Here is a 21,157-nt window from a genome sequence, read left to right as displayed (position 1 = left end):
GGTCTCAGCTCTTGGTAAAGGCGGAAGCAGGAGTGGCGAGTGCGCCGGCATCGCGGCGGCGGGCGGTCCACAGCTTGACGATCAGTTCGTGCCCGGCGAGCGCGCGTTCGGCCAAAGGCTCGAACCCGGCATCGCTCAACAGCTTGGCCATCTGGGCATCGGAAAAACCCAGGCGGGCGTGGGCATGGGCCAGGCGCAGGTCTTCGCGATCGTGTGCGGCGAAATCGACCACGGCGATGCGCCCGCCCGACGCGCAGACGCGCGCGGCTTCGGCCAGCACCGCCTCGGGCGCCAGGGCATAGTGCAGCACCTGGTGGAACAGCACGGTTTCGAACGTGCCATCGGCAAACGGCAAGGACAGGAAATCGCCCTGCACCAGATCGACCTGGCCCGCCGGCAGCCCCTGCAACCGCGTGCGCGCCAGGCGCAGCATTTCCGGGCTCTTGTCCAGTGCCGTCACGTGCGTGGCGCGCGCGGCAAACAGTTCTGCCATGCGCCCGGTGCCAGTGCCCACATCGAGCATGTGGCCCAGCGGCTTGCCGGCGTCGGCCGCGTCCAGCAGGGCGATCAGCGCTGCTTCCACCGGGCCATCGGCGATGTGCAGGCTGCGCAGATCGTCCCAATCGGCCGCGTGGCGGGCAAAGTATTCGGCCGCGCTCGCTTCGCGCGTGGCGCGGATGGCATCAAGATGCTGGCGGTCTTCGCGCACCTGAGCGGCAAATTCGGCATCTTCGGCCTCGGCCGCGGCCAGGGCACGGGCCAGGGCATTGCCCAGTTCGGATGGCGCGTTGCGGCGTGCGCTGGCTTCGGCAATGGCCGCGCGCAGGAACACCCAGCCACCTTCGCGGCGGCGCTGGGCCAGGCCGGCATCGCACAGGATCTTCACATGGCGCGAAACGCGTGGTTGGCTTTGCCCCAGAACCTGCGCCAATTCGCCCACGGCCAGCTCCATGCTGGCCAAAAGCCGCATGATGCGCAGCCGCGTGGGGTCTGCCAGGGCGCGAAAGGATTCGAGCAGGTTCATGAGATGAGCCATATAAAGCAACCTTTATATCGGTCAATCCATATAAAGAGTTCTTTATATCCGTAAGCAACCCTTACGAACCGGCCGATCGGCCTGTCGCACGGCGGCATGCCGCACCAAGTTTGCCATTGGCTTGACGCAGACGCGCCGATAATACCCATGGCGTACGGATCGGCCCCAAGGCCGACAGGATGAACAAGGAAGCCCCCACGATGAAGAAGCTCCTCTCGAAGGCCGTTTTTGGCGCCGTTCTGGGCGCCGCCACGCTTTCGCTTGCCGCTTGCGGCCATTCGGACGACGCTTCGAGCGATGCGACGCCCGACAACGTGGAAATGCCGGCCGACGAACTGCCCGCCACGGATGTTTCGGCTGCGGCCCCGGCCCCGGTCGATGCCCCGGCTGCCGACACCAGCGCCGCCGCGCAGACACCCGAAGACGCAGCGCGCAGCGCAGCCGATAACGCCGCTGCCGCCGCCGATGCCGCCAAGGCCGCCGCTGCTGCGGCCGAATCGGCCGATGGCGCCAATGGCGCAACCACCAGCAATCCCAAGATGTAAGGCCCGTGGCGCGGGGGGCACGATCGCCCCTCGCGCCCTGCCATTCATGCGTCCTATCCTGATCCTTGCCTTGCCGCTTTTGCTGGCCGCCTGCCAGCAAGACAGCGACCCCGGCCCCGGGGGCGTAACCCGCGGGGAAGCCCGCGCGCTGGACGAAGCGGCGGCCATGCTCGACAGCCGCCCGGCTCCGCCGCCGCTGGTCGATGCGACCGTACCGGTCGAGGCAAGCGCCTCCGCCGCGCCTTAAGCGCCCAGCGAACAGCCCCCGCAGTCATCGGTTTCCACCTGGATCGTGGTGTGGCCGATGCCGAAATCGTGCTCCAGGTCGTGCGCCAGGCCGGCCAGGAACGCGTCGCCCGGATGGCCGCCCGGCATGATCAGATGCGCAGTAAGCGCCGTTTCGGTGGTGCTCATCGGCCAGATATGCAGATCGTGCACCCGCGCCACGCCGGGCAAGGCGCCAAGCGCGGCGCTCACCCGCGCCGGGTCGATCCCCTCAGGCACGGCTTGCAGCCCCAGTTTCAGCGAATCGCGCGCCAGCCCCCAAGTGCCCACGGCAATGACCGCCACGATGACCAGGCTGGTGGCCGGGTCGATCCAGGCCCAGCCGGTCAAGGCGATGGCCAGGCCCGCCAGCACCACGCCAGCCGAAACCGCCGCATCGGCGGCCATATGCAGATAGGCGCCGCGCAAGTTGAGATCGTGCTTGCTGCCGCGCATGAACAGCAGCGCGGTGGCAGTGTTGATGACGATGCCGATCCCCGCCACGATCATCACCGGACCGGGCGCAACGGCTTCGGGCTGCATCAGCCGGCGCAGGCTTTCCACCAGGATCGCGCCCAGCGCGACCATCAGCAGCGCGGCATTGCCCAGCGCCGCCAGGATCGAGCTGGACTTGAAACCATAAGTAAAGCGCCCCTTGGGCGGGCGGGCCGAAAGCACGCTGGCCGCCCAGGCGATGATCAGGCTGAGCACGTCGGACAAGTTGTGGCCGGCATCGGCCACCAGCGCCATCGATCCACTGGCGATGCCATAGCCGCCTTCCACCAGCACAAAACCGGTGTTGAGCGCGATGCCCAGCGCAAAGGCCCGCCCGAAACTGGCGGGAGCATGGCTATGCCCCGGCCCATGGTGATGGTGCCCATGGGCGTGGTCGTGATGATGATGATGGTGGTGGCCGGCAGACATGAGGTTCGCTTACCGGCAAAAAGCGCGCCGGCAAAATGAATTGCCGGCCATGCAAACCATGCCCGCGGCCGCGCGCAGGATCATGCCTTGTGCCAGCGCGCAGCGAAGAAGCCGTCGATCCCGCCGGCATCGGCCAGCATGCCCGGATCGCTGCGCAGCCAGCCTTGCGCGGTGGGGGCAATGCCATCGGGCAGTTCATCAGCCGCGATCGGCGCGGGCGAAAGTGCGGTAAAGGCAGCGGCCTGCCCCTCGCCCTCGGCCGGTTCGAGCGAGCAGGTGGCATAGACCAGCGTGCCGCCCGGCTTCAGCCAATCGGCCGCGCGGGCCAGCATCTGCGCCTGCAACTGGGTAAGATCGTCGATCGCGGCCAGGCGGTGCAGCACATCGGGATGGCGGCGGCAGGTGCCCGTGGCGCTGCACGGCGCATCGAGCAGCACGGCATCGAATGGAGCATCGCCCTGCCAGGTCAGGACATCGCCGTGCACCACCTGCACGGCCAGGCTGGTGCGCGCCAGGTTGGCGACAAGCCGCTCCAACCGGCGGGCGGACTTGTCGAGCGCGGTCACGGCCCAACCCGCTGCCGCCAGTTGCATGGTCTTGCCGCCGGGCGCGGCGCACAAGTCCAGCACGCGGCGCCCTTCCCCCGCGCCCAGCAGGCGCGCAGGCAGGCTGGCCGCCAGGTCCTGCACCCACCATTCGCCTTGCCCAAAGCCCGGCAGGCTTTCCACCGCCTGGCCCCGCGGCAGGCGCACATGGCCGGGCAGCAGCGAAACGCCGCCCAGTTCCTGCGCCCAATGCGCGGTCTGCGCCGGATCGCGCAGGCTCAGGTCCAGCGGCGGCGGCGTGGCGATGCCGGCGGCGATCGCGGCGGTGCGGCCGGGCCAGGCGGCATCCCAGCGCTGCGCCACGGCCGGCGGCAAAGTGGGTGCATCGGGCAGCGCGACGCCGCGCTTGAGCAGCGCGGAAAACACGCCATGGGCCAGGCGGCGCGGGCCGCCCGTCAACAACGGCAGGCCGGTGGCGATCACCGCGTGGGGCGGCAGGCCCAGGCGCAGCGCCTGCGCCAGCATCAATTGCAGCACCGCGCGCGCCTTGGCATCGGCGGGCAGCACGATCTGCGTGGCGCTGTCGATCAGCGCGTCCAGGTCGGGCAGCCAGCGCAACGCTTCCTGGACGATGGCCATGGCAAGAGCCCGGTCATCGCCGCGTTCGATCGCGCGCAGCACCGGGGGCGCCATCTGGTCCAGCGGATCGCCCCGCCGCAACACGGCATCGAGCAGGCGCAGCGCGGCGCGGCGTGCGGGCACGCCAGGGATTTCCTGATTGTTCTGGGTAGGGGCCATCTGCGCGCCTATCGCGCCTTATGCCCCATTTGGCAATTGCGCGCGCGGCGGCAAAAGCGCATGGCAGGTGGCATGGACAAGCCGCTTCCCGCCAACCGGCAGCGCGCGACTCAGCGCCCCGCGCCTTTTGCCAAGCCCGCCCACTGGACCGACGCGCCGGCCCCGCCACCGCGCGTGGTCGAACGCGGCGACGATCCCGACGGGCTCGACCCAACCCGCTATGGCGATTGGGAAAAGAACGGGATCGCGATCGACTTCTGAACGTTCGCCGGTCCCTGTCTCAAGCAAATCCCAGCCGGTCGGCATAGATCAGGCGCCCGGCCGCCAGCCGCCACAAGGCCGTGGCGAAATCGGCCTCGGGCATGGCGAAGCAGCCATCGCTACGGCCCAGCTTGCCCCATTTTTCCAGCATGTCGGGATTGGCGTACCAGGCCGGGTGGACAACGATGGCCCGGTCCTGGGCCATGTTGTTGTCAGGGTCCACACCGGTCAGGCGGATCGAACTGCCATATTTGCCACGATACCACTCGTTGGTGACAAACGCGCCGCGCGAGGTAGCCAGGCTGTTGAGCTGGTTGGAAAAGAACTTCAGGAAGCCATCGTGTTCGGGATCAGACCCGCGACCATGGGCCACCAGGATCGAATCGACCCGCCCCGCTTCCAGGTTCGCGAAGTGGAAACGCGGCAGCGACGACGGCAGCGAAAAATCCGCCACGCCCACCACGTCGGTATGCCACAAGAGATTGGCCACGCGATCGCGCTGCTGGGCTGCCACGTCCAGCACGCGACGGTGCTGCGCCGGCATCGACCAGGCCTGGGCAAAGACCCGCGGCGCCGTAGCTGCGCCCATCAGCGCGCCACCTGCTGCCAGCGCGCCACGCAGCCAGACGCGCCGGGAAACCTCCGCGGTGGGCATGCTGCTGGAAACCTGTGCCGAATTCTGCGTCATGCTCGCGATGATGCCATGGTTTTCGTGGGTGAAAGCTGAACAAGGTTACCACAAGTCAACCGTGCCTCACAGCCCCCAGTTGCTGCAATGCAGCACTGTCTACCCGCATGATTCGCCATTCGTCCATCATCCGCGCGCCCAGTGACCGGTAGAACGCGATAGACGGCGCGTTCCAATCCAGCACCGACCATTCCAGCCGCGCGCAACCGCGCTGCACGGCAAGGGCGGCCAGCGCCTGCAACAGTGCCTTGCCCAGCCCAGCCCCGCGCGCTTGCGGCCGCACGTAAAGGTCTTCCAGATAGATGCCGGGCTTGCCTTCGAACGTAGAGAAATTGTGGAAGAACAAGGCAAAGCCTTCGCCCTGCCCGTCCCGTTCGGCAACCAGCACTTCGGCCATGGGGCGCGGGCCGAACAGATGCTCGCCCAGCGTCGCTTCGTCGAAACGTACTTGGTGGGTGAGCTTTTCATAGGCGGCCAGATCGCGGATCAACTGGGCGATCAGCGGCAGATCGGCGCGCGTGGCCGGACGGATCGATGTGGCGGTCATGGCGCGCCGACCAGGCCATCCACGCCGATCCAGATGGTCATGGGCTGTCCACCGGTTGGCGGCGTGGCGGTAATCACGGCATAGGCATGACCGGCTTCGCGCACCGTGTTCTCGCCCGTCACGAGAAAGCCCAGCAGCGCCAGCGCGGTATCCTTTTCCGCCGCGCTCACCACGTTCCATGCCTTTTCACGCGTGGCGCCGTCCTGGCCGCCGGTGATCCCGCGCAGTAGGATCAGGATCTGGCTGTGGCGCAGGCGCGCTTCATCGGCGCGGCCCAGGCGCGGCAGGGCCTGCTCTTCCAGATAGAGCGCGTTGAGATTGAGCGGGTCGATCTGCCGTTGCGCCTGCGCCAGGGCAAGGCTGCGTGCCGGATCGCGCTCGATCGTGGCCCAGGCGGCCTGGGCCTGGTCCCATTCGGGCACCGCGCCGCCCAGCCGCGCGCGGTTCTGCCAGCGCAGGGCGCGCGCGTCGACGCTGGTATCGCCCTGCTCGAACCGGGCCAGGCCGGCCTGGAAGGCATCCTGCGCCACAGCGGGCGCCGCCGCAGCGACGAGCGGCGCAGCCAGCAGCCATGCCAGCGGCTTCACTCTGCAGGTTCACCCACTTTGGCCGCCGCTGCCGCATCGGCTGCCGCTTCCATTTCCGCCGCCTTGGCCTCCACCAGCGCAACGATGTGATCGAGCATCTCTTCGGACTGTATGGTGTGATCGGTCACGCCCGAAAGATAGACCATGTGCTTGCCATTGCCGCCGCCGGTCAGGCCGATGTCGGTTTCGCGCGCTTCACCCGGGCCATTGACCACGCAGCCCAGCACCGAGAGCGAGATCGGCGTCTTGATATGCTGCAGCCGCGCTTCCAGCGCCTCTACCGTGCGGATCACGTCGAAACCCTGGCGGGCGCAACTGGGGCACGAGACCACGCGCACGCCGCGCGTGCGCAGGCCCAGGCTCTTGAGGATTTCAAAGCCGACGCGCACTTCCTCTTCCGGCTCGGCCGAAAGCGAGACGCGCAAGGTATCGCCGATGCCGGCCCACAGCAGGTTGCCGATGCCGATCGCCGATTTCACCGTGCCACCGATCAACCCGCCGGCCTCGGTGATCCCCAGGTGCAGCGGGCAATCCACCGCTTCGGCCAAGCCCATGTAGGCCGAAACCGCCAGGAACACGTCAGAGGCCTTCACCGCCACCTTGTATTCGTGGAAATCGTGGTCCTGCAGCAGCTTGATATGGTCGAGCGCGGATTCCACCAGCGCTTCGGGGCACGGCTCGCCATACTTTTCCAGCAGATGGCGTTCCAGGCTGCCACCGTTCACGCCGATGCGGATGGCACAGCCATTGGCCTTGGCCGCGCGCACCACTTCGGCCACGCGATCGGCCGAACCGATGTTGCCGGGGTTGATGCGCAGGCACGCCGCGCCCGCGTCGGCGGCTTCAAGCGCGCGCTTGTAGTGGAAATGGATGTCGGCGATGATCGGAATGCGCGATGCCTTCACGATCTTGCCCAGCGCCGCCGTGCTCGCCACGTCGGGGCAGGAAACGCGGATCAGGTCCGCCCCGGCATCCTCGCAGCGGCGGATCTGGTCGATCGTCGCCACCGCGTCTTCCGTCGGGGTGTTGGTCATGGTCTGCACGGTGATCGGGGCATCGCCGCCAACCGGCACGCTGCCCACCATGATCTGGCGGCTCTGGCGGCGCACGATGGTGCGCCAGGGACGGATCTCGCTCATGGCCTGGGCTTATACCCGCAGCCTTGCCCCAGCGCCACCCGCCAAGAAGGGCTGTCAGAGTTTGCAGGCATAGAGGAATTCCGGATCACAGTGGTTGCCCACCCAGAATTCGATATCGGCAATCTTTTCAAAGCCAAAGCGATGGTAAAAGCGCTGCGCATCGGGGTTGCCGCTATAGACCGTCAGCTGGATCTCGTCGGCCCCGCGATCACGAGCGGTGGCCATGGCCCAGTCCATCAACTGGCGGCCCAGCCCGCCGCCGACGCGATCGGGATCGGTATAGAGTTGCTTCAATTCGAGCGGCCGTTGCGGATGGCTGTATTCGCGCGGCAGGGTGCTGTCCAAGACCAGCTTGCAGAATGCCACCAGTTGCCCATCGTCCTCGATCACCGCCACGCGCATGCCCGGATCGACGATCTGCCGCGCCGTCACCTCGTCGGCATGCGCCTCTTCCATGAAGGCGGCAAAGTCTTCGGGCGCATAGAGATGCTCGAACTTGGCGGAAATGGCGCGACGGGCCAGGGCCGCCAGCGGCAGGGCATCGTCGGGGGTGGCAAGGCGCAGTTTGGCAGGATGGGGCGTAGTCATGTCCGCTGCATAAAGCGACCATGCGGCAATTTCTACCAATGGTTCCCGGCGGCGACTGCGCGCTGTTCGGCCGGCGTGCTGCTGCGGCCGAGCACGGCATTGCGATGTGGAAAGCGGCCAAAGCGCAAGACCATGCGGGCATGGGCCAAGGCAAAGCTGCGAATCCTGCTGTCGCCCAGCGCGGTGAAGCGAGCCACGCTCTCGCGCTGGTCCGCGCGGCGTTCGCTGTGCATCAGGGGCATCAGCAGGAATTGCCGCGCCTCGCGGTCAAGGCCGCGATCCCACCCGCGGCGCAACGCCAGGCGGGTCAGCGCGACAGCGCGGGCATCGTAGGCAAAGGCGCGCGCGCTGCCGCGCCAGGCGTTGCGCGGCACCTGGTCAAACAGCAGCACGGCCGCGCGCAAGGTATCGCGGTCTCTCGCCAGGCTGGCCAGCGGCTGCGTCGCCATCGCGCGCACCAATGGGGCAAAACGGCGCACGATCAGCGCGTCGATCGCCGGATCGCTGGCAAAGCGCGCCTGGGGCGAAAGCCCGACAAACCAGAAGTGCAGGAGATCCTGCGCCCACAAGCGCGGGGTCATGCGCTTCAGTCTGCCTGGGCGACCTTGGCCGGCTTGGTATAGGGCACGAACTTGTCGAGGCCGACAAAGCCGCGCCAGAACCCACTGGTGCGATCGCGCAGTTGCACGGTGTCGATCGCGCACAGCTCCGATCCGGTCAGCCGGGTGACCAGGATATCATCGCTGCGCAGCGATTCGACGCCGGTGCGCGGCTTCTGGACATAGAGCGTGCGGCCCGAATCATAGACGATGGCCGTCTTGTCGTAGACCTGGCTGCCCGAAACGGTGGGCATGTAGATGCAATCCACCGGCTTGCCCGGCACGCGGCCTTCCAGGCGCTTGTCCAGTTCCTGCTGCGGGGTCAGCTTGGGCTTGGCGTCTGCCACGGTCCCGGCCAGCACCATGCCGCCGACGGCGAGCGAAAGAGCCAGCATTTTTGCCTGCTTCATCATGATTCGCCTCTTGCTTCGAAAAATCGATTCTCAATGACGGGAGAATACCACGTCCCCGCTGAACGCGTGCTGAAAATCGGGTCTCAACCCGTGCCACCCACGGTCAGCCCTGCCACCAGCACGCTGGGCTGGCCCACGCCCGCCGGCACGCTTTGCCCGCCCTTGCCGCACACGCCCACGCCTTCGTCCAGTGCGAAATCGTTGCCGATGCCGGTCACGCGCGTGAGCACGCTGGGCCCGTCGCCGATCAGGGTGGCGCCCTTGATCGGATCGCCCAGCTTGCCATCCTTGACGCGATAGGCCTCGGTACAGGTGAACACGAACTTGCCGCTGGTGATATCCACCTGGCCGCCGCCGAACGACTTGGCAAAGATGCCGTCCTTGACCCGCGAAAGCAGTTCGGCCGGATCGTCGTTCCCGCCGCGCATGAAGGTGTTGGTCATGCGTGGCATGGGCGCATGGGCATAGCTTTCGCGCCGGCCATTGCCGGTGGGCGCCACGCCCATCAGCCGGGCGTTGAGGCGGTCGTGGATATAGCCCTTGAGGATGCCATCCTCGATCAGCACGTTTTCCTGGGTCGGCGTGCCTTCATCGTCGATGGAGAGCGAGCCGCGCCGCCCCTGCTGCCCCAAGCCCAGCAGCGTGCCATCGTCCACCACGGTCACGCCTGGCGCGGCCACGCGCTGGCCGATGCGGCCGGAAAAGGCGCTGGTGCCCTTGCGGTTGAAATCGCCTTCAAGGCCGTGGCCGACCGCCTCGTGCAGCAGCACGCCGGGCCAGCCGGGACCGACCAGCACGGTCATTTCGCCGGCCGGTGCGGCAACGGCCGAAAGGTTGACCAGCGCCTGGTGCAGCGCCTGGTCGATCCCCCGGTTCCAGGTTTCGGGCAGGAACAAGTCATCGTAAAGCCGGCGGCCGCCGATGCCGAACGAGCCGGTCTCGCGCCGGCCGTTCTCTTCCACCACCACGCTCACGTTCAGGCGCACCAGCGGACGGACATCGTGGGCCACAAACCCATCGGCGCGCACCACTTCCACCACCGACCACGACCCCGCGAGCGACGCCGAAACCTGCACCACGCGCGGATCGCGGGCACGGGCGGCGGCGTCGATCTGTTCGAGCAGGCGCACCTTGGCCTCGAACGGCACGCCGTCGAGCGGCGAAGCATCGGTGTAGAGGTGGCGGTTGTTGTGGCGCGGCGGTGGGGCGGGCTGGCCCTTGGCGGGATCGAGCAGCTTGAGCGTTTCGCCGGCGCGGGCAATGGCTGCGGCAGAGACCTCGTTGGCATGGGCAAAGCCGGTCATCTCGCCCGAAACGCCGCGCAGGCCAAAGCCGGCATCGCGCGAATAGTCGGCGGTTTTCAGGCGACCGTCGTCAAAGCCGAAGCTTTCGCTGGCCACGAATTGCAGGAACAGCTCGCCATCGTCGCAAGCGCCCAGTGCGCCGCGCACAAGGCGTTGCGCGTCATCGGGAGTGAGCAAGCCGGGGCGATAGAGCAGCGAGCGGGTGTCGGCAGAAAGCGTCATGCTGCCGATATAGGCATCGCCCGCGCCGCTGGCCAGCGCCAGCGGGCGGATCGCCGCCGAAATTCAAGCGGCGCGCAAAATCAGGCGGCCTGGGTCTCGCCGGTGTCGGCCGGGCCGCCCTTGAGCACGAAGCGCTTGTCGCAATAGCCGCAATCGACGTAGCCCTTTTCGTCGATTTCCATCCAGACGCGCGGATGGCCAAGCGCCGAAGGCTTGAACGCGCCGGTTGTGCGGATGCCGCTCGACCCGTCGCAGCTCACGCGGGTGGCATCGGTGAAGATCGTTTCGGGTGGCTGGATCATGCCCGCCGCCTAGCAAATGCCACCGCGCCGCACAATTGCCGTTTTGCCCCGATTGAATCCTTTACCTTGCCGAAAATGGGATGCAGGAAGCCCGCCATGAACGCCCCTGCATCCAGCCCCGAACTCTCTACCGCCGCCCTGCCCGAACCTGCGATCCGCATCCGCGACCTGGTCAAGCGCTATGCCGCCACTGGCAAGTCGCCGGCCAAGCTGGCGCTGGAAGGGGTGAGTTTCGATGTGCCGCGCGGGCAGATCTTCGGCCTGCTCGGTCCCAATGGCGCGGGCAAGTCTACCCTGATCAATACGCTGGCGGGCCTTGTCCTCAAAACCTCGGGCACGGTGGAAATCTGGGGGCACGATATCGATGCCGACCGGCGCAACGCCAAGGCCGTGATCGGCATCGTGCCGCAGGAAATCGTGTTCGATCCGTTCTTCACCCCGATCGAGGTGCTCGATATCCAGGCTGGGCTCTATGGCGTGCCCAAGCATTTGCGCCGGTCGATGGAACTGCTGCGCGCGGTGCACCTGGCTGACAAGGCCAAGGCCTATTCGCGCTCGCTGTCGGGCGGGATGAAGCGCCGCCTGCTGATCGCCAAGGCGATGGTCCACACCCCGCCGATCCTCGTGCTCGACGAGCCGACCGCCGGGGTGGACGTGGAACTGCGTCGCCAGCTGTGGGAACTGGTTGCCGAACTCAACGCCGGGGGCGTGACGGTGGTGCTGACCACGCACTACCTGGAAGAAGCCGAGCAACTGTGCGACCGCATCGCCATCATCAACCACGGCCGGCTGATCGCCAACAAGCCCACGCGCGAACTGGTGGGCATGGCGCGGGAGAAGGTCGTGGTGCTGACGCTCGACAAGCCGCTGGAACAGGCCCCGCAGCATCCGGCCTTCATCAAGTCTACCCTTAACGAAAGACAGGTAGAGATCACTTACGACAAGGATCGCAGCAACGCCGGCGAAGTGCTTGGCCTGGTCCAGGCGCTGGGCGTGCAGATCCTCGACGTGTCGACCCGCGAGGCCGATCTGGAAGACGTGTTCGTCAGCCTGACGACCCAGGCCTGAAACCGCCCACCACAGGTGGGCCGGGCGCGGCGATTGACGCACGCCCAGCAAGAAGGGGCGAGGTCCACGAAGGACCCGCCCCTTCTTGCTGGGCCAAGGCCTCCCCGCCGCGTTATTGGGCCTGCGGGTCCTTTGCAGTGATCAGCGCCACGCGCATGGCCCGCCAGCCGCCGCCTTGGCGGCGATAGATCCGCTTGCCGCAGTGGGCGCAATCGGAATGATAGTTAATGCCGTCCCAGGTGATCTTATCCCGTTGGGGACGATGGCGGTTGAACAGGCAAAGGACGCGACCGAATATCATTTTTTCCGCCCGACTCCGAATGGCATTTTATGAGCTTCTGCGTCATAACATTCTGTAGATAAAACACGAAGTGAAATTATCAGTTTTCTATATCTTAAGTTAACTCTGCCACACGCCCGAGAGCCTGGCCGATCGCCGTGCTGGCGCCAAATGGCTTTTCAAACTGCCCGGGCGGAGGCAAAGAGGCGCGCGTGATCACCCTTCCCCCCTTCGTTCGCCCCCTCCATCGCCCCCTTCATCGCAAGGCCCGGCCATGAGCGCGCACGACGTTCTCATCATCGGCTCGGGCGCGGCGGGCCTCACGGCCGCGCTGGTCCTGGCCGAGCGCTGCCGCGTGGTCGTGCTGGCCAAGGGCCGGCTCGATGGTGGCTCCACCGCCTGGGCACAAGGCGGCATTGCCGCCGTACTCGACGAAGGTGACACTTTCGAGGATCACGTGCGCGACACGATGATCGCCGGTTGCGGCCTCAACCGCCGCGAAACGGTGGAACACGTGGTGGAGCATGCGCCCGAGGCGATCGCCCGCCTCGCCCAGATCGGCGTGCCGTTCAACGAAGAGGCCGGCAGCTTGCATCTCACGCGCGAGGGCGGCCATTCGCACCGCCGCATCGTGCATGTTGACGATGCCACGGGCGCGGCCGTGCAGCAGGCGCTGATCCGCGCTGCCACGGCCCATCCCAACATCACCCTGAAGCCCGACATGGTGGCGATCGACCTGGTCACCGACCGGCACCGTGCCCACCCCAAGGGTGATCGCCGCGTGTGGGGCGTCTATGCGCTCAACACGGCCACCGGCAAAGTGGAATGCCTGACGGCGCGCGCCACGATCCTGGCGACCGGGGGCGCCGGACGCACTTATCTGTTCAGCACGGCGCCACGCGGCGCCACGGGGGATGGCATCGCCATGGCCTGGCGCGCGGGATGCCGCGTTTCCAACATGGAATTCATGCAGTTCCACCCCACGTGCCTCTATAATCTGGAGGTCAAGAACTTCCTGATCACCGAGGCAGTGCGCGGCGAAGGCGGGCACCTCAAGATCCCGCCGGGCTTCCCGGGCGGCGGCGAGCGCTTTATGCCCCGCTTCGACCCGCGCGAGGAACTGGCCCCGCGCGACGTGGTGGCCCGCGCGATCGACCACGAGATCAAGCGCCTGGGGCTGGACTATGTCCACCTCGATATCAGCCACAAGGACCCCGAATTCGTCCGCGGCCACTTCCCCAATATCTATGAGCGCCTGCTCGGTCTGGGCATCGACATGACGCGCGAGCCGATCCCGGTGGTGCCCGCGCAGCACTATACCTGCGGCGGCGTGCTGGTGGACCTCGCCGGGCGCACCGACCTGGCCGGGCTCTATGCCGTGGGCGAATGTTCGGAAAGCGGGCTGCACGGAGCCAACCGCCTGGCATCGAACAGCCTGCTCGAATGCTTCGTGTTCGGTGATGCCGCGGCGCGCGATATCCTCGACCGCTGGGATGAATTCACCCCGCCGCCCGAAGTGCGCGGCTGGGACGAAAGCCGCGTGGCCGATTCCGACGAGGACGTGGTGGTCAAGCAGAACTGGACCGAGCTGCGCCGGTTCATGTGGAACTACGTGGGGATCGTGCGCACCAACAAGCGGCTGGAACGGGCGGCCCACCGCATCGCCTTGCTGCAAAGCGAGATCAACGAATACTATGGCAACGTGCGCGTCACGGCCGACCTGATCGAACTGCGCAACCTGCTCCAGGCCGCAGACCTGATCGTGCAAAGCGCCCGCGCCCGGCGCGAAAGCCGGGGCCTGCATTACAACCAGGATTTCCCCCAGGCCCAACCGGCCGCGCGCGAAACGATTCTGGTGCCCGACTGAACGCGGTGCGTGGCGGCTTGGCGGCCGATCAACCGCCGCGATGCGGCCCCAGCAGGATCACCGCCGCGCCAGCCAGGCACAACGCGGCGCCGCCCATGTCCCAGCGGTCGAGGCGGATGCCTTCGGCCAGCCAAAGCCACACCAGCGCAACCGCGATGTAGACCCCGCCATAGGCGGCATAAGCGCGCCCGGCCGCATCGGCCTCCACCCGCGTCAGCAGCCACGCAAACAGCGCGAGCGAGGCCATGCCGGGCATGATCCAGGCGGCCGAGCGGCCCAGGCGCAACCACGCCCAGAACGCATAACAACCAGCAATTTCGGCAAGCGCCGCAAGGCCATAGGCAAGGGGCGCCGGCACCGTCACCAGAAGTGACGGCCCAGGTAGATCAGCAGCATCGCGCCCAGCACCGAAGCCAGGCAACCGGCGCGATTGAAACCTTCGCCCACTGTGCCCCGCCCCGCCAGGCTCGACGCCAGGCCCGCCACCAAAGCGCCGCCAATGCCCAGCAGGATCGTGCGGGCAAGGCCGATTTCCACCGCGCCGGGATAGAGGAACCGGGCAGCAATCCCGACCAGGAGCCCCGACAACAGCATCGAGAGAATGTCACGCAAGGCCTGCGTCTCCGTCTAGATGGGGCAGCCATGCCGGCCCCAGGATACAACCACTAGGGGTAGTCCGGCTGGGGATATCCTGCCACCACCTCTGGACATTTTATTGTCCACAACAAACCCGGCGGCGCGAAAAATATTTCAGGCCTGTCATTTTGCGCTTGAAGCCTTGGAAACCTCGCGCGTCGCTGCACTGCAACATATTGTGGGAGCGACGAAGCGAATCGTGCGTGCGACGAAATGCAGCGTCCTTATGGGCATGCCCCACTTGCCTGCCAGACCCGCTTCAAGCACTATGGGTTGTGGTCGTAACGGCCAAGGGCAACCAAACCTAGTTATTCGTCGGGCCGCTTCCCACATTGGGTAGCGCGTAGTCCGCCCACTCGGGCGGACCCCTTGACGTCGCTGGGTTTTTGGCGGCGCGAAAGGGCAGGGCAGGAATTTGTTCCCGTTCTGTTTCAATTCATGGCATGATCGGGGCGCTGACATGAGTCGCGGCCCGGCAGGCCGCAGGAACGGGGCTGCAAGGGCCGGCGCAAGCCGGATCGCGCGGCCCCGGGCAGTGTCTGGAATATCCGGTCCGTCGCTTGCGGCGGGCCTCGTGCAAGCGGGGAATGAGACGTGAATTTCAGGACCGGAGAACTGAACGATGGAACGGCTTTGATGGCGCAGGACGAACTGGGACTGGAAGGTGGCGTGTCCACCCTCGAACGCGACTCCACCCTTGATGGCGGCGCCGAGCCGCAGGACGCGACCGCTGCCCCGGCACCGACCGCCCGCGCCAAGGCCGCTGCCAAGCCGGCCGCCCCGCAGGACGCCACCCCGCAACCGACCGAATCGAAAGCAATCGATATGCAGGCAGACGACAAGGGCAGCGCGGATCTCGTGGCTGCCGCCGCGGCGATGGTGAGCGAAGCGGCCTTGGCCGGCGCCGTTGCCACCAAGGCCGCCCCGCTCGATTCCAAGGCGGTCAACCCGCGCCGCTTCACCATCGTGACCGACGCCGCGCGCGACGCCAAGCTGACCATCTTCGGCAAGGACACACTCGACGATCGCTATCTGCTGCCCGGCGAAACCTATCAGGACCTGTTCGCGCGCGTGGCCGATGCCTATGCCGACGACCAAGACCACGCCCAGCGGCTCTATGACTACATCTCCAAGCTGTGGTTCATGCCCGCCACGCCGGTTCTCTCGAACGGCGGCACCGGCCGTGGCCTGCCGATCTCGTGCTATCTCAATTCGGTGGAAGACAGCCTGGAAGGCATCGTCAAGACTTGGAACGAGAACGTCTGGCTCGCTTCGCGCGGCGGCGGCATCGGCACCTATTGGGGCAATGTCCGCGGGATCGGCGAAAACGTCGGCCTCAATGGCAAGACCAGCGGCATCATTCCGTTCGTGCGGGTGATGGACAGCCTGACCCTGGCGATCAGCCAGGGCTCGCTGCGCCGTGGTTCGGCGGCCTGCTATCTCGACATCTCGCACCCGGAAATCGAGGAATTCCTCGAAATCCGCAAGTCTTCGGGCGATTTCAACCGCAAGGCGCTCAACCTGCACCACGGCGTGTTGCTCACCGACGAATTCATGGAAGCCGTGCGCGATGGCACCGAATTCGCCCTGCGCAGCCCCAAGGACAAGTCGGTGCGCGGCAAGGTCGATGCCCGCTCGCTGTTCCAGAAGCTGGTCGAAGTGCGCCTGGCCACGGGCGAGCCCTACATCGTGTTCTCCGACACGGTGAACCGCATGATGCCCAAGCATCACCGCGATCTGGGCCTCAAGGTTTCCACCTCGAACCTGTGCTCGGAAATCACGCTGCCCACCGGCATCGATCACCTGGGCAACGATCGCACCGCGGTGTGCTGCCTCTCCTCGCTCAACCTGGAAACCTGGGACGAGTGGCAGGGAGACAAGCACTTCGTCGAAGACGTGCTGCGCTTCCTCGACAATGTGCTGCAGGACTTCATCGACCGCGCGCCCGACGAGATGGCCCGCGCCAAGTATTCCGCCGCACGCGAGCGTTCGGTCGGCATGGGCGTGATGGGCTTCCACTCGTTCCTGCAGAAGAAGGGCATCGCCTTCGAATCCGCCATGGCCAAGGCGTGGAACCTCAAGATGTTCCGCCACATTGCCGCCAAGGCCGACGAAGCCTCGCTGCTGCTGGCCCAGGAACGCGGCCCCTGCCCCGATGCGGCGGACATGGGCGTGATGCAGCGCTTCTCGTGCAAGATGGCGATCGCGCCCACCGCGTCGATCTCGATCATCTGCGGCGGCACTTCGGCGTGCATCGAGCCGATCCCGGCCAACATCTACACGCACAAGACCCTGTCGGGCTCGTTCGTGGTGAAGAACCCCTACCTGGAAAAGCTGCTGCGCGAAAAGTCGAAGGATTCGACCAACGTGTGGAACTCGATCCTGGAACGCGGCGGTTCGGTCCAGCACCTCGAGTTCCTCTCGGCCGACGAGAAGGCGGTGTTCAAGACCAGCTTCGAAATCGACCAGCGCTGGCTGCTCGAATTCTCGGCCGACCGCACGCCCTATATTGACCAGGCGCAGTCGCTGAACCTCTATATTCCGGCCGACGTGGACAAGTGGGACTTGCTGATGCTCCACTTCCAGGCTTGGGAAAAGGGCATCAAGTCGCTCTATTACCTGCGCTCCAAGTCGGTCCAGCGCGCCGGTTTCGCCGGCGGGGTGGAGGCCGACAACACCGCCCAGGCCCGCCGCATCGAACTCGATGTGAAGCAGACCGATTACGAGGAATGTCTCGCCTGCCAATAAGGGGCCTGGCCGGGCCGGGCAGGTCCGCCGCTTTGCCGGCAGCCTGCCCCGCCCCCATTCCCTTGTCGGGGCCCGCCGGTGTCATCGCCTGCCCGGCCCCACTCACGCCGCGTTGCCCATCCTTTCAGTGATCGTTGCCATGCCGGACCAAGCCGAAACCCTGCTCATGTCACACATCCCCGTGTTACATATGGCGACATTTCGTGGCTTGCTCCGGCAGGCATCGTTCCCCCACAAGCGCAACCGGCCCGAGCACGGCCAGTCTTGCCTGGCCGGCGTGCATGCTGGCACCAGGCAAGGAAACCTGAGGGGGTCGATCAATGCGCAAGTGGCATCGCTGGATTTCAGTGTTTTTCGGGGTTTTCCTGCTGTGGATCGCCGTGACCGGCACGCTCAGCCAGATCGTACCGCTGGCCAGCGGCGGGGATCACGACGGGCCGCCCAAGACGGCAGTGGCCACAGCCGGCGCCTCGGCCAAACCCGCCTTCGTCTGCCCGCCGGACTATATGTGCCGGCCCAAGCCCAAGGGCGGCAAATCGATCGTGGGACTGCTGCACCATCTGCACTCGGGCGAAAGCTTTGGGCCAGTGGGCGTGGCTGTCAGCACGCTGTCGGGCTTTGCCATGATTTTCTTCAGCTTTTCGGGGCTCTGGATGTACATCCAGATGTGGCGCAACCGCAAGGATCGCGCGCTCAAGCCCGGCTGGTTCTGGAAGTAAGCCGCCAAAACGGAAAAAGCGCCTCGCCACTTACGACGTGGAGCGAGGCGCCTTCCGGTCGCCAGGGACGACCTGGCCGCGAAGGGGACGCGGCTTTCCCTGAATTCGATCCCAAGATGGGAAGCGGAGGCTTACTTTTCCTCTTCCTCAAAGGTCAGGGCGACATCGGCATTGGCCGAAAGGCGAACCGTATCGCCCTCCACGTCGGCCACCAGGCCCAGCGACAGGTAGTGGTGGTGCCCGGCATGGGCGCCGCTCTTGGCCTTGGTCAGCTTGATGCGATGCCCGTCGACATGATCGACCGTGCCCACCGGGGCACCATCCGCGCCGATGACGGCCATATGCTCGCGAATCTGGCTTGCGATGGGATTGCTTTCGTTGCCGGTCATGCCCAGCCTCCTTGTTTTCATGGCAGTGGGGGAGCGGGTCTTGCGCACCCGCAGGCTTCTTTCCCAACAATGCCGCGCCAAGCAGGCCGTTCCCGTTTTTCCGGCGGGCATTTTTGGTCCGCCCGCCATGCACGGCGCCATTCGCAGCGAAGCCGGCCCAGACCGTCGCAAACCGCGCCTCACCCCTTTTGCCAGGCTTTCCCAGCCGCCTGACGCACCCCATATCAGCCCTATCCCAACAGGACAGCAGCCATGCCCCTTCTTGAAGCCCGCAAGACCTACAAGCCCTTCGAATATCCCTGGGCCTATGAATACTGGAAGCGCCAGCAACAGATTCACTGGATGCCCGAGGAAGTTCCGCTGGGCGAGGATTGCCGCGACTGGGCGCAGAAGCTGTCGGACCACGAGCGCAACCTGCTGACGCAGATTTTCCGCTTCTTCACCCAGGCCGACGTGGAAGTGCAGGATTGCTACCACGAAAAGTATGGCCGGGTGTTCAAGCCCACCGAAGTGAAGATGATGCTGGCCTCGTTCTCCAACATGGAAACGATCCACATCGCGGCCTATTCGCACCTGCTCGACACGATCGGCATGCCGGAAAGCGAATATGGCATGTTCCTCGAATACGCCGAAATGAAAGACAAGCATGATTACATGCAGAATTTCGGCGTGGAAAACGATGAAGACATCGCCCGTACCCTGGCGATGTTCGGCGGCTTCACCGAAGGCCTGCAGCTGTTCGCCTCGTTCGCGATGCTGATGAACTTCCCGCGCTTCAACAAGATGAAGGGCATGGGCCAGATCGTGTCGTGGTCGGTGCGCGATGAATCGCTGCACTGCGAAGGCATCACCCGCCTGTTCAAGGAATTCTGTGCCGAGCGCCAGTGCCTGACCAAGGCGGTCAAGGAAGACATCCTTGATTGCTGCCAGAAGACCGTGCGCCTGGAAGACGCCTTCATCGACCTGGCCTTCGAACAAGGCCCGGTGCCGGGGATGAGCCCCAAGGAAATCAAGCGCTACATCCGCTACATCGCCGATTGGCGCCTGGGCCAGCTGGGCTTCGACCCGATCTACATGATCGAGGAACACCCCCTGCCCTGGCTCACCCCGCTGCTCAACGGCGTGGAGCATGCCAACTTCTTCGAAACCCGTGCCACCGAATATTCCAAGGCCGCCACGCGCGGCAACTGGAACGAAGTGTGGTCCAACTTTGACGGCCGCCGCAAGGCCAAGGCCGCCAACACCCCCACCGAAACCACCGAGGTTGACGTGGACATGTTCGGCGCCGCGGGCATCGCGGCCGAGTAACCTTGATCCTCCCCCGCATGGCGGGGGAGGTGCCGGGCCACAGGTCCGGCGAAGGGTGCTTGTTCGCGCAGCCTCTAAATCTCGGATTCCGATCCACCTGCCATTGCTCGCCCGGCGCCCCTGCCTGATCCGTTATGAGACGGCAGACAGGGGCGGCAAAGATGGCAGGCAATCCGCGCAACGCGGCGAAAGGCAGCACGCCGGCAGACACGGCGCCCATGCGCTTTGGCATGCTCGACGCGTTGCGCGGCATCGCCGCGCTGGTCGTGCTGGCTTATCACCTGATGCAGCAGCACAGCCTTTCCGCGCTGCCCCACGCAGGCCTGGCCGTGGACTTCTTCTACACGCTGTCGGGCTTCGTCATTGCCTTTGCCTATGATGCGCAAGTGCGCGATGGGCGGCTCTCGCGCGCCGGGTTTGCGCGGGCGCGGGCCCGCCGGCTCTATCCCTTGCTGGCGCTGGGCACGCTGCTGGGTTTTGCCGTATTCCTGGGCGCGGTGTTCCTGCGCCACACGGTGACGTTGGGCGATGCGCTGCTGGCGCTGGGCTTTGCCCTGGCGCTGCTGCCCTGCCCGCTGTTCCCGCAATGGCCCACCGCCTTCCCGCTCAACATGGCGGCCTGGTCGCTGGCGTTCGAGGCCTATGTGAACCTGGCCTATGCCCTGCTCGCCCGCTTCCTGTCGCAACGCGTGCTGCTCGGCCTCGTCGGCCTGGGTGCGGTGCTGGTGGTGGCCGATATTGCCCACTTCGGGCGGCTGATGGGCGGGACGGACAAGGCGAACTTCGCCTTTGGCGCGGCACGGGTGATCTATCCGTTCTTTGCCGGCATCCTGGTATTCCGCTGGCGCCGCACGGCCAGAACAACCCGCCCGCTGCTGGCCCTGGCGCTTTGCGCTGCGCTCGCAGCCGCCTTGCTTGCCAATCCGGCGCAAGCCTTCGGCCTCGATCCTGCGCTTTACGACGGCGCCTTGGCGCTGGCTGGCTTTCCCGTGCTGGTGTGGCTGGCCGCCGCCATCCCGCTGCACGGCCGCGCCGCCCAGGTCGCCCAATGGCTCGGCCTGCTCAGCTACCCGATCTATATCCTGCAAGGCCCGGTCTTGCGCGTGGGCGTGGAACTGGCCCGCCACGTACCGCTGCCCGCACCGGCCTTTGCCCTCGCCCAGGCCGGCGCCGTCATCACCATTGCCTGGGCCGCCAACCGCTGGTTCGACGCCCCCCTGCAAGCCTGGCTGCGCAGAGCCCACCGCCGCGGCCTGGCCGAGCCGGCTTCCACGCGGGCAGCGCGCATCCACGCAGAGAGTGGGCCCATGCGGGCAACAGACATGTTGACATAATCAACAATGTGAATATTGTTGATTATGTCAACATTTAAGGTTAGTC

Annotated in this window: 24 protein-coding genes; 9 read left to right on the top strand and 15 right to left on the bottom strand. The window is 66.0% G+C overall.

The genetic code is table 11. The features are described from left to right. Positions 1 to 4: 4 nt before the first annotated feature. The gene (locus FHT19_RS01125; RefSeq protein WP_169473448.1) at positions 5 to 1,036 is read right to left on the bottom strand and encodes a metalloregulator ArsR/SmtB family transcription factor; all 1,032 of its coding nucleotides are present in this window, start codon (positions 1,034 to 1,036) and stop codon (positions 5 to 7) included. A 179-nt stretch (positions 1,037 to 1,215) separates the two neighbouring features. On the opposite strand from FHT19_RS01125, the gene FHT19_RS01120 reads away from it, so the two are divergent. Both FHT19_RS01120 and FHT19_RS01115 read left to right on the top strand, forming a co-directional pair. After that, positions 1,216 to 1,581 (top strand): hypothetical protein, encoded by a 366-nt coding sequence (locus FHT19_RS01120; protein WP_248290220.1) that lies wholly within the window; start codon positions 1,216 to 1,218, stop codon positions 1,579 to 1,581. A gap of 46 nt (positions 1,582 to 1,627) precedes the next feature. Further along, on the top strand, positions 1,628 to 1,828 hold the full coding sequence (locus FHT19_RS01115; RefSeq protein ID WP_169473446.1) for a hypothetical protein: 201 nt from the start codon (positions 1,628 to 1,630) through the stop codon (positions 1,826 to 1,828). Here FHT19_RS01115 and FHT19_RS01110 read toward each other — a convergent pair. After that, on the bottom strand, positions 1,825 to 2,769 hold the full coding sequence (locus FHT19_RS01110; RefSeq protein WP_169473444.1) for a cation diffusion facilitator family transporter: 945 nt from the start codon (positions 2,767 to 2,769) through the stop codon (positions 1,825 to 1,827). The two genes, FHT19_RS01115 and FHT19_RS01110, sit on opposite strands and share 4 nt — an antisense overlap. Positions 2,770 to 2,849: 80 nt before the next feature. Continuing rightward, positions 2,850 to 4,112, bottom strand: a complete 1,263-nt coding sequence (locus tag FHT19_RS01105) for a methyltransferase domain-containing protein (RefSeq protein ID WP_169473442.1) — start codon at positions 4,110 to 4,112, stop codon at positions 2,850 to 2,852. 72 nt (positions 4,113 to 4,184) lie between these two features. Between FHT19_RS01105 and FHT19_RS01100 the strand changes: the two genes are divergently transcribed. Continuing rightward, positions 4,185 to 4,373, top strand: coding sequence for a DUF1674 domain-containing protein (locus FHT19_RS01100; protein WP_168553952.1), 189 nt, complete (start codon positions 4,185 to 4,187; stop codon positions 4,371 to 4,373). A gap of 19 nt (positions 4,374 to 4,392) precedes the next feature. Here FHT19_RS01100 and FHT19_RS01095 read toward each other — a convergent pair whose 3' ends face one another. The 9 genes from FHT19_RS01095 to FHT19_RS01055 all read right to left on the bottom strand — a co-directional run bounded on the left by FHT19_RS01095 (position 4,393) and on the right by FHT19_RS01055 (position 10,762). Then, a complete protein-coding gene (locus FHT19_RS01095) occupies positions 4,393 to 5,061 on the bottom strand; it encodes a murein L,D-transpeptidase catalytic domain-containing protein (RefSeq protein WP_248290219.1) in 669 nt (222 codons plus the stop codon). A gap of 55 nt (positions 5,062 to 5,116) precedes the next feature. Next, positions 5,117 to 5,608, bottom strand: a complete 492-nt coding sequence (locus FHT19_RS01090) for a GNAT family N-acetyltransferase (RefSeq protein ID WP_169473440.1) — start codon at positions 5,606 to 5,608, stop codon at positions 5,117 to 5,119. Then, entirely contained in the window at positions 5,605 to 6,195 is a 591-nt protein-coding gene (locus FHT19_RS01085) for a hypothetical protein (protein ID WP_169473438.1), read from the bottom strand. Before FHT19_RS01085 ends, FHT19_RS01090 begins: the two co-directional genes overlap by 4 nt. Beyond that, positions 6,192 to 7,334, bottom strand: coding sequence for a flavodoxin-dependent (E)-4-hydroxy-3-methylbut-2-enyl-diphosphate synthase (gene ispG, locus FHT19_RS01080; protein WP_169473436.1), 1,143 nt, complete (start codon positions 7,332 to 7,334; stop codon positions 6,192 to 6,194). Before ispG ends, FHT19_RS01085 begins: the two co-directional genes overlap by 4 nt. A 54-nt stretch (positions 7,335 to 7,388) precedes the next feature. After that, positions 7,389 to 7,922, bottom strand: a complete 534-nt coding sequence (locus tag FHT19_RS01075; RefSeq protein WP_169473434.1) for a GNAT family N-acetyltransferase — start codon at positions 7,920 to 7,922, stop codon at positions 7,389 to 7,391. A gap of 32 nt (positions 7,923 to 7,954) precedes the next feature. After that, positions 7,955 to 8,503, bottom strand: coding sequence for a DUF924 family protein (locus FHT19_RS01070; RefSeq protein WP_169473432.1), 549 nt, complete (start codon positions 8,501 to 8,503; stop codon positions 7,955 to 7,957). Between the two features lie 5 nt (positions 8,504 to 8,508). After that, entirely contained in the window at positions 8,509 to 8,934 is a 426-nt protein-coding gene (locus tag FHT19_RS01065; RefSeq protein ID WP_179506298.1) for a hypothetical protein, read from the bottom strand. Positions 8,935 to 9,017: 83 nt separating this feature from the next. Beyond that, on the bottom strand, positions 9,018 to 10,460 hold the full coding sequence (gene tldD / locus FHT19_RS01060) for a metalloprotease TldD (RefSeq protein WP_169473430.1): 1,443 nt from the start codon (positions 10,458 to 10,460) through the stop codon (positions 9,018 to 9,020). Positions 10,461 to 10,540: 80 nt separating this feature from the next. Beyond that, positions 10,541 to 10,762, bottom strand: a complete 222-nt coding sequence (locus tag FHT19_RS01055) for a zinc-finger domain-containing protein (protein ID WP_168553946.1) — start codon at positions 10,760 to 10,762, stop codon at positions 10,541 to 10,543. A 96-nt stretch (positions 10,763 to 10,858) separates the two neighbouring features. Here FHT19_RS01055 and FHT19_RS01050 point away from each other — a divergent pair, with 96 nt between their 5' ends. Then, the gene (locus FHT19_RS01050) at positions 10,859 to 11,830 is read left to right on the top strand and encodes an ABC transporter ATP-binding protein (protein WP_169473419.1); all 972 of its coding nucleotides are present in this window, start codon (positions 10,859 to 10,861) and stop codon (positions 11,828 to 11,830) included. Positions 11,831 to 12,384: 554 nt separating this feature from the next. Then, a complete protein-coding gene (nadB, locus tag FHT19_RS01045) occupies positions 12,385 to 13,977 on the top strand; it encodes an L-aspartate oxidase (protein ID WP_168553944.1) in 1,593 nt (530 codons plus the stop codon). 28 nt (positions 13,978 to 14,005) lie between these two features. Here nadB and FHT19_RS01040 read toward each other — a convergent pair whose 3' ends face one another. After that, positions 14,006 to 14,335: a YnfA family protein gene (locus FHT19_RS01040; RefSeq protein ID WP_169473417.1), complete on the bottom strand. Its 330-nt coding sequence runs from the start codon at positions 14,333 to 14,335 to the stop codon at positions 14,006 to 14,008. 2 nt (positions 14,336 to 14,337) lie between these two features. Then, complete coding sequence (locus tag FHT19_RS01035; protein ID WP_168553943.1) at positions 14,338 to 14,589, bottom strand: GlsB/YeaQ/YmgE family stress response membrane protein; 252 nt, start codon at positions 14,587 to 14,589, stop codon at positions 14,338 to 14,340. Positions 14,590 to 15,438: 849 nt separating this feature from the next. Between FHT19_RS01035 and FHT19_RS01030 the strand changes: the two genes are divergently transcribed. Continuing rightward, positions 15,439 to 17,361, top strand: a complete 1,923-nt coding sequence (locus FHT19_RS01030) for a ribonucleoside-diphosphate reductase subunit alpha (protein ID WP_246865950.1) — start codon at positions 15,439 to 15,441, stop codon at positions 17,359 to 17,361. Between the two features lie 320 nt (positions 17,362 to 17,681). After that, a complete protein-coding gene (locus tag FHT19_RS01025; RefSeq protein ID WP_169473415.1) occupies positions 17,682 to 18,080 on the top strand; it encodes a PepSY-associated TM helix domain-containing protein in 399 nt (132 codons plus the stop codon). Positions 18,081 to 18,211: 131 nt separating this feature from the next. On the opposite strand, the gene FHT19_RS01020 is transcribed toward FHT19_RS01025, so the two are convergent. Continuing rightward, positions 18,212 to 18,469 (bottom strand): DUF2171 domain-containing protein, encoded by a 258-nt coding sequence (locus FHT19_RS01020; RefSeq protein ID WP_168553941.1) that lies wholly within the window; start codon positions 18,467 to 18,469, stop codon positions 18,212 to 18,214. A 252-nt stretch (positions 18,470 to 18,721) separates the two neighbouring features. Between FHT19_RS01020 and FHT19_RS01015 the strand changes: the two genes are divergently transcribed. Both FHT19_RS01015 and FHT19_RS01010 read left to right on the top strand, forming a co-directional pair. Continuing rightward, entirely contained in the window at positions 18,722 to 19,777 is a 1,056-nt protein-coding gene (locus tag FHT19_RS01015; protein ID WP_168553940.1) for a ribonucleotide-diphosphate reductase subunit beta, read from the top strand. Positions 19,778 to 19,938: 161 nt separating this feature from the next. Next, positions 19,939 to 21,111, top strand: a complete 1,173-nt coding sequence (locus FHT19_RS01010; RefSeq protein ID WP_169473413.1) for an acyltransferase — start codon at positions 19,939 to 19,941, stop codon at positions 21,109 to 21,111. The last annotated feature ends 46 nt before the right edge of the window (positions 21,112 to 21,157 follow it).

This window comes from Novosphingobium sp. SG919, assembly GCF_012932495.1.
In the GTDB taxonomy this organism is placed as follows: Bacteria; Pseudomonadota; Alphaproteobacteria; order Sphingomonadales; family Sphingomonadaceae; genus Novosphingobium; species Novosphingobium rhizosphaerae.
Note: the sequence above shows the minus strand (reverse complement) of the source record. Positions and strands in the feature narration are given on the sequence as shown.

Coding starts and splice junctions, on each gene's coding strand:
- FHT19_RS01070 (WP_169473432.1), bottom strand. CDS start 8,503: ATGACCCCGCGCTTGTGGGCGCAGGATCTCCTGCACTTCTGGTTTGTC.
- FHT19_RS01100 (WP_168553952.1), top strand. CDS start 4,185: ATGGACAAGCCGCTTCCCGCCAACCGGCAGCGCGCGACTCAGCGCCCC.
- FHT19_RS01015 (WP_168553940.1), top strand. CDS start 18,722: ATGCCCCTTCTTGAAGCCCGCAAGACCTACAAGCCCTTCGAATATCCC.
- FHT19_RS01020 (WP_168553941.1), bottom strand. CDS start 18,469: ATGACCGGCAACGAAAGCAATCCCATCGCAAGCCAGATTCGCGAGCAT.
- FHT19_RS01075 (WP_169473434.1), bottom strand. CDS start 7,922: ATGACTACGCCCCATCCTGCCAAACTGCGCCTTGCCACCCCCGACGAT.
- FHT19_RS01115 (WP_169473446.1), top strand. CDS start 1,628: ATGCGTCCTATCCTGATCCTTGCCTTGCCGCTTTTGCTGGCCGCCTGC.
- tldD (WP_169473430.1), bottom strand. CDS start 10,460: ATGACGCTTTCTGCCGACACCCGCTCGCTGCTCTATCGCCCCGGCTTG.
- FHT19_RS01110 (WP_169473444.1), bottom strand. CDS start 2,769: ATGTCTGCCGGCCACCACCATCATCATCATCACGACCACGCCCATGGG.
- FHT19_RS01050 (WP_169473419.1), top strand. CDS start 10,859: ATGAACGCCCCTGCATCCAGCCCCGAACTCTCTACCGCCGCCCTGCCC.
- FHT19_RS01025 (WP_169473415.1), top strand. CDS start 17,682: ATGCGCAAGTGGCATCGCTGGATTTCAGTGTTTTTCGGGGTTTTCCTG.
- FHT19_RS01030 (WP_246865950.1), top strand. CDS start 15,439: ATGCAGGCAGACGACAAGGGCAGCGCGGATCTCGTGGCTGCCGCCGCG.
- FHT19_RS01095 (WP_248290219.1), bottom strand. CDS start 5,061: ATGACGCAGAATTCGGCACAGGTTTCCAGCAGCATGCCCACCGCGGAG.
- FHT19_RS01010 (WP_169473413.1), top strand. CDS start 19,939: ATGGCAGGCAATCCGCGCAACGCGGCGAAAGGCAGCACGCCGGCAGAC.
- FHT19_RS01120 (WP_248290220.1), top strand. CDS start 1,216: ATGAACAAGGAAGCCCCCACGATGAAGAAGCTCCTCTCGAAGGCCGTT.
- ispG (WP_169473436.1), bottom strand. CDS start 7,334: ATGAGCGAGATCCGTCCCTGGCGCACCATCGTGCGCCGCCAGAGCCGC.
- FHT19_RS01090 (WP_169473440.1), bottom strand. CDS start 5,608: ATGACCGCCACATCGATCCGTCCGGCCACGCGCGCCGATCTGCCGCTG.
- FHT19_RS01055 (WP_168553946.1), bottom strand. CDS start 10,762: ATGATCCAGCCACCCGAAACGATCTTCACCGATGCCACCCGCGTGAGC.
- FHT19_RS01065 (WP_179506298.1), bottom strand. CDS start 8,934: ATGATGAAGCAGGCAAAAATGCTGGCTCTTTCGCTCGCCGTCGGCGGC.
- nadB (WP_168553944.1), top strand. CDS start 12,385: ATGAGCGCGCACGACGTTCTCATCATCGGCTCGGGCGCGGCGGGCCTC.
- FHT19_RS01125 (WP_169473448.1), bottom strand. CDS start 1,036: ATGGCTCATCTCATGAACCTGCTCGAATCCTTTCGCGCCCTGGCAGAC.
- FHT19_RS01105 (WP_169473442.1), bottom strand. CDS start 4,112: ATGGCCCCTACCCAGAACAATCAGGAAATCCCTGGCGTGCCCGCACGC.